Source organism: Cupriavidus sp. MEYA8 (assembly GCF_059278825.1).
In genome coordinates, this window is sequence record NZ_CM181222.1 from 1,099,174 (window position 1) to 1,114,705 (window position 15,532).

General features: G+C 66.5%; 12 protein-coding genes. 2 read left to right on the top strand and 10 right to left on the bottom strand.

Annotated features, from left to right (window positions below; translation table 11 throughout):
• Nucleotides 1–289: 289 nt before the first annotated feature.
• The 7 genes from AC5WJ1_RS22105 to AC5WJ1_RS22135 form a co-directional block, all read right to left on the bottom strand.
• Nucleotides 290–2,629 (bottom strand): polysaccharide biosynthesis tyrosine autokinase, encoded by a 2,340-nt coding sequence (locus AC5WJ1_RS22105; RefSeq protein WP_255519752.1) that lies wholly within the window; start codon nucleotides 2,627–2,629, stop codon nucleotides 290–292.
• Between the two features lie 179 nt (nucleotides 2,630–2,808).
• Entirely contained in the window at nucleotides 2,809–3,531 is a 723-nt protein-coding gene (locus AC5WJ1_RS22110; protein WP_133097171.1) for a Crp/Fnr family transcriptional regulator, read from the bottom strand.
• Between the two features lie 296 nt (nucleotides 3,532–3,827).
• A complete protein-coding gene (locus tag AC5WJ1_RS22115; RefSeq protein ID WP_434034333.1) occupies nucleotides 3,828–4,619 on the bottom strand; it encodes a hypothetical protein in 792 nt (263 codons plus the stop codon).
• Entirely contained in the window at nucleotides 4,616–5,599 is a 984-nt protein-coding gene (locus AC5WJ1_RS22120) for a DUF1839 family protein (protein WP_368671143.1), read from the bottom strand. Before AC5WJ1_RS22120 ends, AC5WJ1_RS22115 begins: the two co-directional genes overlap by 4 nt.
• A 687-nt stretch (nucleotides 5,600–6,286) precedes the next feature.
• Complete coding sequence (locus AC5WJ1_RS22125) at nucleotides 6,287–6,565, bottom strand: hypothetical protein (protein WP_135703355.1); 279 nt, start codon at nucleotides 6,563–6,565, stop codon at nucleotides 6,287–6,289.
• A 159-nt stretch (nucleotides 6,566–6,724) separates the two neighbouring features.
• Entirely contained in the window at nucleotides 6,725–7,189 is a 465-nt protein-coding gene (locus AC5WJ1_RS22130; protein ID WP_133097191.1) for a response regulator transcription factor, read from the bottom strand.
• Between the two features lie 324 nt (nucleotides 7,190–7,513).
• Complete coding sequence (locus AC5WJ1_RS22135) at nucleotides 7,514–8,353, bottom strand: response regulator transcription factor (protein ID WP_434034334.1); 840 nt, start codon at nucleotides 8,351–8,353, stop codon at nucleotides 7,514–7,516.
• A gap of 606 nt (nucleotides 8,354–8,959) precedes the next feature.
• Between AC5WJ1_RS22135 and AC5WJ1_RS22140 the strand changes: the two genes are divergently transcribed.
• Nucleotides 8,960–10,630 carry a phage integrase family protein gene (locus AC5WJ1_RS22140; protein ID WP_494476959.1) on the top strand — a complete coding sequence of 557 codons (1,671 nt, stop codon included), beginning with the start codon at nucleotides 8,960–8,962 and terminating at the stop codon, nucleotides 10,628–10,630.
• Between the two features lie 219 nt (nucleotides 10,631–10,849).
• Here the strand turns inward: AC5WJ1_RS22140 and AC5WJ1_RS22145 are convergent, their stop codons facing one another.
• Nucleotides 10,850–11,863 carry a ParB/RepB/Spo0J family partition protein gene (locus AC5WJ1_RS22145; RefSeq protein ID WP_133097176.1) on the bottom strand — a complete coding sequence of 338 codons (1,014 nt, stop codon included), beginning with the start codon at nucleotides 11,861–11,863 and terminating at the stop codon, nucleotides 10,850–10,852.
• A 3-nt stretch (nucleotides 11,864–11,866) separates the two neighbouring features.
• Nucleotides 11,867–12,526, bottom strand: coding sequence for an AAA family ATPase (locus tag AC5WJ1_RS22150; protein WP_063237647.1), 660 nt, complete (start codon nucleotides 12,524–12,526; stop codon nucleotides 11,867–11,869).
• Nucleotides 12,527–12,904: 378 nt separating this feature from the next.
• Here AC5WJ1_RS22150 and AC5WJ1_RS22155 point away from each other — a divergent pair, with 378 nt between their 5' ends.
• Nucleotides 12,905–13,108, top strand: coding sequence for a cold-shock protein (locus AC5WJ1_RS22155; protein ID WP_006159056.1), 204 nt, complete (start codon nucleotides 12,905–12,907; stop codon nucleotides 13,106–13,108).
• A gap of 102 nt (nucleotides 13,109–13,210) precedes the next feature.
• Here AC5WJ1_RS22155 and AC5WJ1_RS22160 read toward each other — a convergent pair whose 3' ends face one another.
• Nucleotides 13,211–14,305, bottom strand: a complete 1,095-nt coding sequence (locus AC5WJ1_RS22160; RefSeq protein WP_133097177.1) for a replication protein RepA — start codon at nucleotides 14,303–14,305, stop codon at nucleotides 13,211–13,213.
• Between the last annotated feature and the right edge of the window lie 1,227 nt (nucleotides 14,306–15,532).

The window sequence follows — 15,532 nt, forward strand, 5'->3', positions numbered from 1 at the left end:
GCACGGCGAGCTCCGGGCGGAGAAGCCCGGCTGCAGTTGCGAGGGCAATGCGTGGTCTTTGCGCGGGAAAGCACGAAGGGACATCCAGGCCTCGGGGCGAAGACCCTGTCAGGATCTTCTTGCCATAGCGCTACCAATGGAGCAGCTCCGCGCGGAGGCGGCACCGACCGAGGGCCGTCACGCGATGCGGACGTACCCGTTTCTGCGTAACGCTTTGCCGGCGTTGCTGCATGCGCTCGTGCGTATGTCGCGCAGAAACTGGCACGTCCCGCGACCCTGAGCTCCAGCTTCAGGCTTTCTCCGCTCCATTGACTTGCCTGGTCAATGCCGGGCGCTTCGCTTCCGCCTTGGGCAAGGGCATGCCCAGATAGGGATTGATGGTATTGAAGTCCGACCTGTTGCTGCGCCGTGGCATGACCCCGTTCAGGATCCCGCCCGCCAGCCGCGCGTTGGCATGCGCGAGGCGCTTGAGGGCGTCGTCAACCTGGCCCGCCGCGGTTACGTCAGCGCGCACCACCACCAGCGTGGAGCCTGCCAGGTTGGACACCAGCGTGGCATCCGCCACCGCCAGCACCGGCGGAGTATCGACCAGCACCAGGTCGAAGCGGCCCGCGCACAGGCGCAGCGTTTCCGCCAGCGCCGGCAGCATCAGCAACTCGGACGGATTCGCCGGCGCCGCGCCGCGGTTGAGCAGGAACAGGCCGCTGACCACGCTCGGCCTGACCGCGTCGGCGATCGCGGCGCGCCCGGCCAGCACTTCGGCCAGGCCCGGCTCTACCGGCTGGTCGAACCAGTCCGCCACGCGCCCGCGGCGCAGGTCCGCGTCGATCAGCAGCACGCGCTGGCCGGCCTCGGCAAACAGCACCGCGAGGTTGACCGCGGTAAAGGTCTTGCCCGCGCCGCTGGCCGGGCTGGTGATCGCCACCAGGCAATTGGGCGCATCGCGCAGCGCGAAGTGCAGCGCCGCACGCAAGGTACGCAATCCCTCCACCGCCAGCGAATGCGGCGCGCGCCGCGCCAGCAGGTACTGGTCGTGCAGGCCCTGGCGCAGCAGGCGTTCGGCGCGCGCGCGCTTGTCCTCCGGCGCGGCCGCGGTCACGGCATCGATCACCTCGGTGCCCGGCTCGGGCCAGCCCAGGCGCGCCTCGGTCGGCAGCGTGAAGCCCGCGGCAATGCCCAGGCTGCGCTTGGTTTCGATCTGGCGCTCCAGATCGGCCTGCTCGTTGCTGAAGGCGATGTCGCCGAGCATCGCCATGCCAAGCCGCTCTTCGGCATCAGCCGCGCTGGCCACCGACGGGCGCAGGCGCTGGCGCAGGTTGATGCCGGCCACGCCCAGGCACAGCCCGAGCAGCGCGCCCACGGAAGCGAACGGCCACGTGCCGATCCCCACCGGCGTCACCGGCGCGATCGCGGCGTCGATTACGCGCAGCTGGCTGGAGCTGTCGGACAGCATCAGCGACAGCTGCTCGACCTTGGTGCGCAGGGCCATGTACATGTCCTCGGCCACCTTGACGTCGCGCGTCAGCGCCACCGATTCGCGCTCGGAGGCCGACAGGCTTTGCATGCGCGCATCGATCTCGGCGCGCTCGCGCGTCATCTGCTGAATCTGGCTGTCGACCATGCGCACTTCATTGGCCTCGGTGGTGAAGCGCTGCAGCAGCCGTGTGCGCTCCAGCCGCAGCGCGGCGATCTGGCGCTGGTACTCCATGCTGTTGTTCAGGAACGATTGCGCATCGCGGCTGGGCGCCATCGAGCCGGTACGCGCGCGGTAGCGCGTCAGCGCCTCTTCCGCACGGGTCAGCTCGGCCTGCACGCGCGGCAATTCGTTCGACAGGAAGGCCAGCGTGCCGGCGGCGTCCTCGCGGCGCTTGGTGGTCTGTCCGTCGATATAGGCGCGCGTGACGCCGTTGACCAGCTCGGCAGCAAGCTGGCGGTCCGCATACTGCCAGCCCACGCGCACCGTGCCGCCCGGCTGCGCCGGTGCGCTGCCCTGACTCGCGGACATCTGCGCGCCTTCGCTCTCGACCTGGAGGCCCTTGCGCACGGCCTCGGCGGTGCGCGCGAGGTCATGCCGCGTCAGTGCGAAGCGCGTGCCGGGCGCGGCCTCGATGCGGTCCACGCGCAGCGTGATGCCGTTGCCGCTGGCGGTCTCCCCGACACGGCCCTCGAGCAGCAGCACGTCATGGTCGAAAAGGCGGTAGGCGCCGTCGCGGCGCGTCTCGAACACCAGTGGCTGGTCCACCAGGTCCTCGGGCACGGTCATGGTGTCGACCACCAGGCGTTCGCCGCCCCAGGCATAGCCCTGGCTTGCGGGCCAGGTGCCGCGCACGTGGCCGGGCGTGGAAAAGCGGTCGACCAGCGCGCCCACCAGCGGCGCGCGCAGCGGCTGCGCGGTGATATCCAGGCGCAGCCGCTCCACCACGGGCCCGACCACGGCGCGGCTCTTGAGCAGCCCCGCGTCGAAGCCGGCGGCGCCCTGCGTCTGCGCCACGCTGCGCACGCCGCCGTCGCGGCCCTCCACCTGCACCAGCGCCTGCGCACGGTATTGCGGCGGCTCGGACAGCGCCACCAGCGCGCCGACGCCGGCGCCGACAACGCCCGCGGCGACGATCCAGCCCATATGGTCCATCAGCGCGCGCGCCTGGCGCGTGCTGGCGGGCTGGGCTTCGCGCCGGGGGGCCGCACCTTCCGCCGGTGCACTGGCATATGACAGTCTGCTCACGGGTACCGCTCCTCAAATGGGATCAGCGCGGCGTCCTGCGCCGCGCGTGGCCACCTCACGCCGCCAGGGGCAGCTGGCAGCGCCGTTCAGGCGCTGGCCAGCGCGGGCAGCAGCCGGTCATATTCGCGCTTGACCAGCTTGTAGCATTCGCATGAATGCTTCTCCAGGCCGCAGCGGTCCAGTACCGTGATATGGCCGCGGCTGTGGTGGATCAGTCCCAGGTCCTCCAGCTTGCCCGCGGCCTCGGTCACGCCTTCGCGGCGCACGCCGAGCATGTTGGCGATGACCTGCTGCGTGATCACCAGCTCGTTGGAACTGAGCCGGTCGATCGCCAGCAGCAGCCAGCGGCACAGCTGCTTGTTCAGCGAGTGGTGGCGGTTGCACGCGGCGGTCTGTGCGATCTGCGTCAGCATCGCCTGCACGTACAGCAGCGTCACGCGCTGCAGCGTGGGCAGGCGCGGCAGCTCGGCGCGCAGCATGCGTGCGGGAATGCGGTAGGCCAGGCCGGGGCTGCGCACTTCGACGCGGCTGGGCATGGTGTCGCCGCCGGTGACCACCGGGATCCCGACCAGCCCTTCATGGCCGACCGCGGCGATCTCGACGGTCGCGCCGTCTTCGAGCAGCGACAGCAGCGAAACCACTGCCGTGGTTGGAAAGTAGACGTGGACGATGCGCTGGCCGGAATCGGTGAGCAACTCCCCGGCGCGCAGCCGGACCAGCTCGAAATGCTGGGCCAGCGCTTCCCACTCGCCACGCGGCAACGCGCTGAGCAGGTGATTGACATGCAGTTCCGACCGATGCGTAATCATTTTTCGTACCCCCTGTCCAAACCCGTTTTCGGGAACAACGTCCAGCCGGCTCGGCGAACGCCACTCGGGAAAACGGGCTTCAGCCTTGCCGGTCCCCGTTCAGCGCCGGCATGGACCGGCATGACTGGTTTCCGACTGCCTGGCTGCGCCGTTGACCCTGCTGCGGCGCTGACTGCAAGCCAGTGACTCTATTTAGCGTCATGGCGAGGCGCTGCGACAGTAGGCGAATGGTTGGGAAGCGCTCATCCATCGGGAGGTTGGCCGGAAAGCCGAGCGGATGCCCGGCCACGGCGCAATCAGCGTGCAGCGCGCTGCAGCGGCGCCGGCAGGTGCCGGGCCCTCCTGCAAAAGTCGGAGACGGGTGGAAGCGCGGGGCGGCCGGCGGAAACGAGCGGTGCCGGAAGGGGCGCAAATGGCGTAAAGAGCGTGATGGGCGCAAGCAATTCGACGGGCTGGCATGGCCCGACCTCATCCAACGGCAAGGCGCGCGGAAGAAAACCGGCCAGGTGGCCGGCGGCGGCCACCACCGTGCAGCGCCAGCCACGCACTGCCGCCGCGGCGGGATGCAGCACGCGCGGCGCGCGGAAGCACAGGTGGATCGTGTTCATGCCCGACAGTTCGATCGCGGCCTCGTACAACTGATGCGGTGCGTGCAACTCGTGCAGTTCAGTGCCATGCCCGATCGCATCATCCACGGCAATCACCTGGCGCCCGTTGACCCACGCTTCGGTGCCGCGAACCAGGCCGCGCAGCCGCAGCAGCCGCGGTCCGTGTCCGGCAAAACGCAGCCGGTACCAGTAGTCGTGGCAGTGCAGCGGCACCGGCGCGCCTTCGCACAAGCGGCCCGCCGCCTGCATGGCCATCGCAACCGAACCGGGCACCGGCGCCGGCAGCCAGCACGCGCCATCGTCGAGCACCGCGGGCGACGGTGCCGCGCCGGGCAGCGTCTGCAGCCATCGCCACGGGCCGCAAGGCGCGCGCCCCGCAACGTCGGTGAAGGCGGTGAGGGGTGTGACGTCGACGGACGGAACGGCGGCCGGAATGAGGGCGGCGGCTCGCCGGCCCGTGGCCTCGGCAGCGGCGGTCATGGCGCATACTCGCCGAAATGCCGGGCCAGCGCCGGCACGCTGGCCTGGTAAGAGGCCTCGAGCTGGTCCAGGCAGTCTTCGCAGCGATCCGGCTTGCGGCTGATCACGGCGCGCATCAGCCGGAACTGCATCACCATCGCTTCCGACGCCATCGTGTAGCACGCTTCGGCCGCCTTCTCCGGGACCTCCTGTCCCTGCATCACCAGCCAGCGCAGGTAGCGCGCCAGCAGCTCGAAGTTGGCGCCGAGCTGGCGCAGCACGCCCGAGGCGTAGTGGTGGAAGCCCGGCTCGCCGCGCGCCATCAGCCGCTCCAGGTGGGCGGGAAACACGGCACGGAACTGTGTCACGGGATTCTGCTGCGGACGGTTGCCGAGGTGCGTGCGCAGCAGCGCCAGCGAAGCGTCGAGCAACGACTCGCGCCCGCGCAGCCGGCCATCGCGGCGCACTACCTCGGCATGCACGAAGGGCAGCGACTCGGCGCTGCGCGCTCCCGGTGCCAGCCGGAAGATCGCGGCGTAGTCCTCGCCGCTGGCGGTGTGGTAGCCGTCGGTGTGGTAATAGCCGACGGCGCCCGCCTGGGGGATCAGCACGTCGACGGCGATGCAGGTCGGCGTGCGGTGGCGCTGGTAGCCCGCGCCGGGCGGCGGCGGCAGCTGGCCGCTGTCGAGTTCGATCACGACGAGATGGCCGCGCGCGGTCTGCGCCGCCACGTGCGACTCGAGCGAGTCGTACAGCGTCAGCGCATGGGCGGTCAGCCCGTAGAGCCGCTCCAGGTCCGCCACCGGAAAGCGGCACTGCGTGAAATGATCGGCCTCGAAATCCTGGCGCACTGCGCACGGCAGCGCGGCGACCGGTGGCAGTTCAAGTCCGTGCAGCAACTCGATCCACAGGTCGACATGGCAGTTGACGTGCGACCACACCGGATTGCCGCCACGCAACCCAGGCCCGCCACGTCCACGCATCTTGGTGTCGCCGTACACTAGAGACCTCCGCGCCTGCCATGCCGATCCAATCGCGGGTGTGCGTGGCCCGCGCCGGATGCGCGCCCTCGCGCTCGCGTTCCGGCTGCCGTGCACTGACTGTCTGCTGTCATGCCCGCCTTCTCCCTGCCCCGAGCCAAATGCTTGCGCCATCGGTCTTGATGGCGATCTTGGCGCGCGCGGTTCAGGACAGTCTGTTGGACGGCGCACAAACCTTGCACGGGCCCACAGGTTCGGCCGTCATTGCGTGGCGCAAGGACGCGCATGCCGATGGCAAGCGCGTCTGTACCGTTCGCCGCAGAGGTTGAGTTCCGGTTGAGCCGGTTTAGTGGCATTCAGCCGCATGCGTGACGCGCATGCTGCTTCTGGTTGATAGAGGCGTGCGTGCCGATTGGATATCGTCAAGAGGACGTGTGGGCGGGCAGTATTGCCTGCACGCCTTCAAAGCCCGCATGGTCCCCCGGTCGGCGGGCTTCTTTTTTTGTGGCATGGCACGGCGCGCGCGACAGGGTTCGGCAGCGCGGCGACGCCAGCAGGCATGTGCATGCCCTGTGGGTGCACGGCAATGGCTGGCGAGCGGGACTGGTGGCAGGCAGCACTGCTGCAGGACAATGGCAGCAGTGGTCGCGCCTCGCGCTGGCGCTGGCGAGGCACGCGGAACACAGCAGGGCGCCGCGGCGCCCTGGCTCAGGGCAGCGTAGCTGCCGGCAGGCGCAGGCGATGCTGCGCCAGGATCAGTGCGCGCAGGCTTTCCACCCGCAACACCGCTTCACGCTGTCCTGCTTCACGCGCGGCCTGCGCTGCGGCATGCTCGCAATCGTAGCGGCGACCATGCAGTTCTCCGCGATACAACAGCGGCTGCTCGCCCGCACCAGCCAGCCGGATCTCGAAGCAGCAAGCCCACTTGCCCCGGCCCTCGCGCACGGCGAAGCCATGCACGACCAGGTATTCCATCCCGCCTTCCATACGACCCCCTAGCATCCCGGCGCGGCAAGCCCTCTTGGAATGGGGCTGCTCGGACGCCGGGCATCTCAAGCATAGTGCTTGCGCGCACAGAACGCCCTCATCCGCAGGCTGTAATCCTGTGGTGGCCGAAGGAGGGAAGCAAGAGAGGGACGGGCAGATTCAGGCGGCGCCAACGCTGTCGCAGGGCGTGGCCTGCATCAGCGAAAGGGCCATGCGCGGGAAGCACTGGCCGCCAGCCCACACCAGCGCGGTCGCGGCACAGACGAGCTCGGCAGGCGCCGGCACCGCCAGGCAACCGCTCGCGCCCAGCAGCGCGGCGTGGACGATCAGCGTCGCGTCCAGCCGGTCCGACAACACCAGCCAGCGGCGCGGCGCGAGCCGGGCCTGCATCTGTTCGAGCAGCTTGCGCGGGTCGCCGTCCAGCCCGCTGCAATCGATCAGCGCGACATCGGCCGGGTCGCTGCCGGGCTCGTCCGCATCGGGATGACGCTGCCGGCCGGCAGCACCATCCTGCAGCCAATGCGGCGCGCGCCACCGGATCGGGCGCGGCAGGCCCAGCGCTTCCAGGCGCCGCACCAGGGTGCGGCACATCATTTCGTTGCTGGCGATCAGGTAGGTCGGCATCGAATCGGCAATGGAGGCCACGGCCGGTGCGGCGGGATGGGCCCGGGGTCAGAAGGTCAAGTGGCCGGATGGCCCGCCGTGGCGAACATGGCGGGCCTCGCGGCGGTGCGCGCCCTGCCGTTGGGCGCCTGACGCATGGCGCGCGGCAGGCGGCGGCGAACGCCTCCCTGTCAACGTAGCAAGCGCTCCCCCGCACCGCCTCATGCTTTTGGCGGAGGCCGCCACGTCAAATGGATGACCTGCGGGGATGGCCGCGGCACCGGATCCGACCGGCGCCGGCATGGCTGCAACCGATGCACCCCAGAACGGTCATGCAGGGGGGCTTCAGGCGGCCCGGCACGCGCCGAGCGGCCGCACCGCCGGCGGGCCGGCCCAGTCCAGCGTGGCGCCACGCTGCAGCGCCACGTAGACAGCTTCGCCCTTGTTGCGTACATGGAGCCGCTGGTACAGCGTGCAGGCATGCGTCTTGGCCGTGGCGACGGAGATATTGAGCATCCGGCTGACGGTCTTGATCGGATAGCCGCGCGCGAGCAGGGCCAGTACCTCATACTGCCGTTCGGTGATGTTGAGCAGATGCGCGCCGCTCGACGGCGTTTCGCTCGTATACGCAGGCGGCGTGGCCGGTGTTTCGCCGCGCAACGCATGCAGCGGCACCACCACCGGGGCGCCGGCGTGACCGGACGGCATGGATGGCGCGGCCGGTGCAGACTGTTCGGACTGTGCGGACATGGCCAGCGTGCCGGCATCGTCGCTGCGTCCGCTGGCTGGCTCGGACAGCAGCAGCGACGGGAAGCACTCCCCACCGGCCAGCACCAGCCGCACCGCGGCGTCGAGCGCTTCGGCGCTGGCGGCCTTGTGCAGGCAGCCACGTATGGACTCCGGCAGCGTCGGCCGTGAAAGTGCCGCGGCGGGCCGCTCGGTCAGCAGCAGCACGCGCCGGGGCCGCAGGCGCTCGCACAGGTCGTCGAGCTGGGCCCAGCCTGCCGCGGCGTCGAGCGGTAGCCCGTACACCAGCAAGTCGGCGTCTACCAGCCAGAGATCGGGGTCGATCGGGGCGAGCGGATCGATATCGATCAGGTCGCCCGGGAGATGCGCTTGGGCCAGAAGGTGGCGAAGACCCAGGCGCAGCAGTGGATGGTGTTCGATCAAGAGGATGCTGGCCATGGCCGCTCTCCTTCTTATTGCGGCAAGCCCAGGTCCTGCGACAAACCCGTTCTTGCTGTTGGACCGCCTTCCGCTATGCTGCGGCTCGTCGATCCATACGATCCGGCTTGTTCCTGGCCTGGTACGGCGTCCCGTCGGTTGCCGTGCCCGTCCCTTCCCTTGGAGTGCCGAATCGCCCCGTTTGCGCCGTTCGAACCGAGTCTGGCCGGCTGGTGCCGGACCCGCGCAGTTCATGACTAACGCTTTAGCAACTTTCCGATCAAATTTAACAGAATCTAATTCTGATCTTCAGCTTATGAAACAGGGGCGTCGAAAGCAAGCCTCTGTTGCATTGCAGCGGGTATTCCCGAAGGGGGCTCCCTTCGTCCCGGAACGCTGTCACGGGCGGCCCACTGCGACCCTGCCAGCGAGCTTAGATCGACAAACGGGTGTTCGGGTGGCCCGGGGACTGGCGGAATGCCGCTTACCTCGCATAAAATTATCGGCATTGCTCTTTGCTGTGCATTTCCGGTCGGATGGATTTGGCCTGAGTTCAAGTGCCTTATAAATCAAGGAGTTACCGTAAGCTATGTGCCCTCCCCCACCGACGCTCCCGCCCCCCTGCCCATGTTGTCCGGATCGCATGCCGTCAGCCTGACCCGCAGCGAATTCGCCGCCGTCCGCGCCTATGTCCAGGGCATGCCGGCTGCGTTGGTCGTCGGCCGTTACCTTGCCGACGACGGCGATGACGACGATGCCGGCGAATCGGCGCTGCGAACCCTGCTGGGTCTGCGCGACCGCATGGTCCAGCTCGCCCATCTCCATGGCCGCGCCGACCTGGGCGAACTGCTGGTGGCCGGTCCGGGCCGTTCCAACCGCGGCATGGATCGCCGGGTGGATGCGTTGGCGGAACTGGAACGGCTCGGTACGGCGGCGCCGCGGGCGGAGCATGGCGTGGAACTATGGTTCGGGCCGTCACTGGCACGCCGCCTGCGCAAAGCCAATATTGTTACTATTAAGGAACTTATAGCATTGACAAATGCCCGCGGCACGGGATGGTGGCGGCGTGTGCCACGTATCGGCGCCCTCGCCGGCCAGGCCATCAACCGCTGGCTGGCGGAACATCGCGACCTGGTCCGCACGTCCCAGGGCCAACCCATGCTGGCCGCGCATGTAGGTGACCGCGCGCCGCTGGCGCGCGGCGCGCTGACACCGGACATGCCGCGCCTGCTGCCGCTGGAACTGCTCGCCGGTGACGCCGGGGCACCGCCCGCCTGTCCCTTTGCGAGCGGCGTCGACGTGGTGCGCAAGTGGCTGCACGCCAGTGCTCCCCCTGCCGGCGCCACGTACGCGGCGTACCGCAAGGAGGCCGAGCGGTTGCTGCTGTGGTCGGTGGTCGAGCGCCGCAAGGGTCTCGCCGCGCTGGACGGGCAGGACCGCCAGGCATACCTGGCCTTTCTTGCGGACCCGCAGCCGGCGGCGCGCTGGTGCGGACCGCGGGCTTCCAGGCAAGTCGGGGCCTGGCGGCCATTTACCGGGCCGCTGGGCGATGCCAGCTTGCGGCATAGCATGCGTGTCCTGGGCACCTTGTGGGCCTGGATGGCGCGCAACGGGTACGACTCGGCCGCGCGGTGGCTGCCAGCAGGCGGACCGGCAACGGGTACAGGAACGGATATCGGGATGACGCGCGCGGCAGGCGATGTGGCTTCCGGCCTTGACCCAGGCAGCGCTGCCGGTGAGGGAATTGTCGACGACATGGCGCTGGTGCGCTTCACTGCCTGGCTGGAGAACGAATGCGTCCAGCCCGATGGCCGGCGCTACCGCGCCGCGGCCGCAGCGGTCGCGCTGCTGCGCGAATGCCGGCCCCGCTTTGCCGGGCTGGTGGCGCTGCGCTGGAAAGACCTGCGGATCCTCGACCGGGTGCCGGCAACGAAGGCGGACGAAGCATTGGATGGCGACCGGCTTGCGCTCAGCGACACGGCGCTGGCCGCGCTACGCCGCCATTGGCAAGACCGGGCGCTGGACCTGGACATGCCCGCGATGGCGGATGTGCCCCTGCTCGGCCCGCCCGTTGCGCCGCCCACCCGGCGGGCGCAGCGCAAGCTCGCCAGCATGACCCACCCGCCCTACTCGGTGCGAGGGCTGCACGCACTGCTGTCGGCGGTGATTACGCGCTATCGGAGGCTGGATGCGAGCTTCCCGGCGTGCACGCCGCGTGACCTCGTGCGCGAGGCGCGGCGTTGCCGGACAGCGTTGGCATCGGCCGAAGAAGTTGGTACGGAGAAAGAGTCGCCGTAGGGTCTGACTGTACGGAACAGGACCCTTTTCGGCATGAACAGCCTTGGCGGACCATCTGCCTTGGCGTAGATATGGGTGGCAGCATCGCCACCGAAGAACTGGGTACGCTGCAGGGGTCTTGCCGAGCGATCCTGCCACGTCCGCGGTCTCCCTGATGCGCCGGGAGTGCGGTGGTTCGTAGCCCGCTTCCCCGGCACCTGACTCGCTCAGCGGACTCGATCAGAGCAAGGTCTTGTCCAGCCCGAAGCGAGCCTTGAGGAGTTCGACCAGGTCCTCGCGGGCGCTGCGGTCGCCCAGCTGGACATCGAGGACGACGCGCCCCGAATCCCACTCCTTGATGGTTCCGAGCAACTGGCCGCTGTCGGTCCGGATTTTGTATTGCCGGCTGATTTCCTTGACCTTGCGCGCCTTGCCTTCCTGCGCGTGCTTGCGGATTGCCTCGACTTCGCGGCTCGACAGGCCATCGTTGATGATCCGTGCCGCCAGCTCGCGGGTTCGCTCCTCCCCCGCCAGCTTGCAATACAAAGTCAGCTCATAGCCCGCGGCGATGCCGATCGCGCTCGGCCGCTCGCGCATCACGCCCAGCACGGACTCGGGCAGGCGCAATAGCGCCAGCGTCTTGTTGACCGTTCCAGCGGACATCCCGGTCAGTTCACAGATTTCTTCTTCCTTCTGAACCTTGCCTTCATCGAGCAACTGGCGCCAGGCAATCGCATTGTCCAGCGCCGACTGGTCCGAGCGCTGCTCGTTGAGCATGAACGACAGCCGGTAGAAATCCAGGTCGCTCAGGTCGTCCTCGACAAAGCACTCCATCTCGAGCTTGCCGGCCGAAGCCAGCGCTCGTTTGCGGTAGTGGCCGTCGATCAGGATGTAGTGGCCGGGACGCGAGGGGTCGGGTGCAGCGAGACCGGGGGTCTTCTGTCCATGCGTGGCGATCGACGCCGCACGCTCCTGCACGACCGCGGGATCATAGATCCGGCGGGCATTCAGTGGATTGTCGTGGAGCTGCGCCAGCGGAATCCGCACCAGCTGCCGGCCGGACGCCATCTCGCCCGCACTTTCAGCGCTGAAAACCGCCGCGGCGTCGTTGGCCCTGCCCTGCAGCAGGCCATTCGGATGCTGCGAAATTGCTGCCTCGGCCCGCGCAAAGCGGTCCAGCGTGTCGTTGCGGTTCTTCTCCGCCACCATGCCGGCGAGCATGCCGGCCTTAAGGCTTTTCAGTTTTGTAGCCATGCCTTATTGCTCAATCAAAGACAACACTTCGTCGACCATCATGTCGACCTCCTGTACCGCTTCACGCGCTCCGGCAACGCCATGGACGGTACAGCCGATCGCCTGGCATTCGCGGAAGGCCGAGCGCGATCCAATCATCGAATTCAAAAGCGGCACCTCGCCATCGTCACCCAGGATCTCGATCGCCTGCCGTGCGATCGACACGCGCCGCTGAACCATATTGGCCATTACCCGGATCAGCAAGGTTTCATTCTGGACTTGCGCATGTTGTGCCAGCGTTTTAGCGGCGACCGCCGCCCATAGGTCCGGAGGCGACGGCACTACCGGGATGATGGCAAGGTCGGAAATCAGCAGCGCACTGGATGGCGCCGCCGAATGAACCGCAGGCGGACAATCGACCACGATGTAATCGTAGTCCTGCACAAACTTCCGAACCTCCCGGTGCATGGCGCCGCCCGAGGGCGCCAGGCCGATCACCGACGCGGGAAACGGGCGCTCATCGCTGGCCTGCGCAGCCCAGCGGGTGGCGGTGCCTTGCTCGTCCATGTCGACCAGCATGGATCGGGCACCGCGCAGGCCGAGTGTTCCCGCCAGATGCATGCTGACCGTGGTCTTTCCGCAACCGCCTTTCTGGTTGAAGACGGTAATGATTTTGGCTGCCACTGCGACCTCTCTTTCAGCGCTGAAAGCGCGGTTGACTCTTAAGGCGCAACTGTAGCCAAAACCAGGTGACGCTTCAACCGTTTTACAAATTTACAAATATTTTATTAAGGTGCAGCGGAGCGTCGTCCCGGCTTTTTTGCAGGAGAGGTCGCGTTCGACAATAAATTTGCTTGAAATGCGCCCGCCCCTATGTCTAAAGTATTTGTAGTGCGCATTACGCCGCACATGACACCGCAATCCAAAGTGGTTATGATGCGCGCTACAGTCGAGTCAAGTCGTGTCAACCTCGTCGGCTTCCGTTCGGTATCTACGAGAACTCAACGTGCTTGAACGGTTGTTTGCGTGGTGTACTAGAACTTGCTTCGAAAAGGAACTCTTATGGCAACCGGTACGGTCAAGTGGTTTAACGAGACCAAGGGCTTTGGCTTCATTACCCCGGACGATGGTGGTGCAGATCTGTTTGCGCACTTCTCCGAAATCCAGGGTTCTGGCTTCAAGACCCTGAAGGATGGGCAGCGCGTGACGTTTGAAGTCAAGCAGGGTCCGAAGGGCCTGCAGGCTTCGGCCATCAAGCCGGCCTGATCCAGCTGATTTGCCCGCTGCAGCAAACCTGCCGCGGCGGACAAACAAAAAGGCAAGCGTTCAACGCTTGCCTTTTTTGCATCTGGCCATTCGGCCAGGAACTCAGCCCAGCTTGCGCACGCTGGTACGGGACGGCTGCAGGATCAGCGCCTTGGACGAATCCGCATCGACCTTGGCCCCCGGATAGACCACCAGCACGTCCTTCAGCGCCTTGCGGAACAGCGCGCGGAACTTGCGCTCGCTTTCGGTTTCCGTACCGAATTGCATTTGCAGGGCTTCCCACGGGATCTCGGTGCGCCGCTGGATCGTGAAGAACCGGTAGGTCAGCCACGAGTAAACGTCCAGCGCGAACGGCGACTGCTTCAGCGCCTTCAGTGCACGCATGTCCACCGGTACCGGTCGGTTGACCAGTTCGTTGAAAAACGGCTCGGACAGCACCACAAAGCTCTCGAACATCGACCCCTGCCCCGGCTGCATCGGGTCCCACCATGTCGACAACTGGTCGGCCAGCAGGTAGCCCACACGGTCGATCGATAGCGGCTCGTGATTCGGGTTCTGGTTCTGGCTAGGCGTCGACTTGTTCTGCACGATCGCAATGGTTGCGGAGAACAGCCGGATCATCTGCTGGCGAACCAGCGTCATGGTGCCCCGCTTGCCGCCAGTGGCCATCGGGATACCGAGGTTGTACATGAATTCGGACAGCGAATTGCCCAGCGAGATACGCCGGTCTTCCACCGTCCCGGTGAATTCACCCCGTTTTTTCTTCGCCATGATCTCCTTGCCGATCCAGGCAAGCATCAGGCGCGGATAGGAGCCATAGGGATAGCCCAGCGAGACGGTCTCCGACACCAGCTTCTGGCGGCCGTTGGCGGCGCGTTCAGAGCGCTGCTGCGTGAAGTAGCCCGGCTGGATCATCAGCGAGATATTGCCGCTGGTACGCGTCCATACCGGCGGTGCGCCCTTGGGCGCCCGATATGGCAGCGTGACCTGGACGCTGGCGCGGCTGAGGAAGCCAACTTCGCCGCTTTGCCAGGCGTCTTCGCGTTCCATGGCCTGCGCCTCGTCAAACAGACGCTGGAATTTCTCGGACGGAACCAGGATGTTCTCGTTGCCGGGAACAATGATGCGGGAGGGCTCGGCATCCACGTCGAGGACACTTCGATCCCCCGTGGCGGCCGGGGAGCGTTTGATGGGCATATTGGCGTGCTTCGGATTACCCGCCTTTGTACTCGAAGCCGCAAAAGTTGTCACGCAGAAACAGGTACGCTGAGGTTTGGTCTTGCTTGCCTCGGTTTTGTCGTGCGGGGACTCTCACGACTGGTAGCTGGGGGGCGGACGGTGGGCAACCCGCAAGGGTTGTCCACGGTGCGCAACCCTGTGACTACCAGTAAACGATACCGATACGGGTTAACTACTTGTAAACCGTATACGTGAAGTTCAGCGCCTTGATTCGTAAGGAAAAAAACTACCCTTGCGAACCCGAATCTGCGGACAACCGTACTCGATTCTGCGAAGGGCCGAACCCGTATCTGCGGCGCCCCGAACCTGTATCTGCGGACCGCGCGTACTGGTTTCTGCGGGGATAACCCCGTGTTTCCACAGGCTTTTCCAGAACGCAGACCGCGCAAAGCGTACCCGTTTCTGCGGCGACCCGGGCGGTATACGCCGTTTACGCCCGGTTTACCGCCGGATTGCGCCGTCGCGCGGCCTGCGACATGGGTTATCCACGCAGAAAAGGGTTCGAGCCCTGGATCGCCCTCGGCCTCCCAGCGCCGGCGGCGTACCCATTTCTGCGGTGAATGGGCCGAAACCGTACCTGATTCTGCGTGGCGGAGAAAAACGGCTGCGCCTTTGCCTCTGCGTACCCGTTTCTGCGGCGTACCCAATTCTGCGCCCGCAGACCTGTGCGCCGGGCGTTGGCCCCCGTACCCGTTTCTGCGGTGAGATCTCGGGCTCTGTACCTGCATCCGTACCCATTTCTGCGTTGAAGGGGTGGGGTTGCGGATGGATGTACTGCCAAGTTTCTATTATATATCTGCCTCATAGAAAAAGCTAGCGCTCACACTCAACGTATACATGAGTGTGCCGCCCCTCATCCATGCGTACCTGTTTCTGCGAGCCAGTCGGGGGCTGCGCTTCATCCCAACAAGTCGGAAATGTCCGGAAACCCCGGACGCCGTACCCGTTTCTGCGCGACAGGCGGCATCCACGCACTTGTGGTGGCCGTACCTGTTTCTGCGAGCGTTCGTTTCAAGCTTTTGGCTGAACGGATCTTGTGCGCTGCAATACGAGGCGTACCCATTTCTGCGTGGCGTTCGCGGCGTAGTCGTGTGGATATCTAGGCGTCCGGCTGTTACCGGCGCCCCATGATCCGAGCAAGCCTGGTAACGCGGTGGAACCGGGCGTACCTATTTCTGCGGGCTG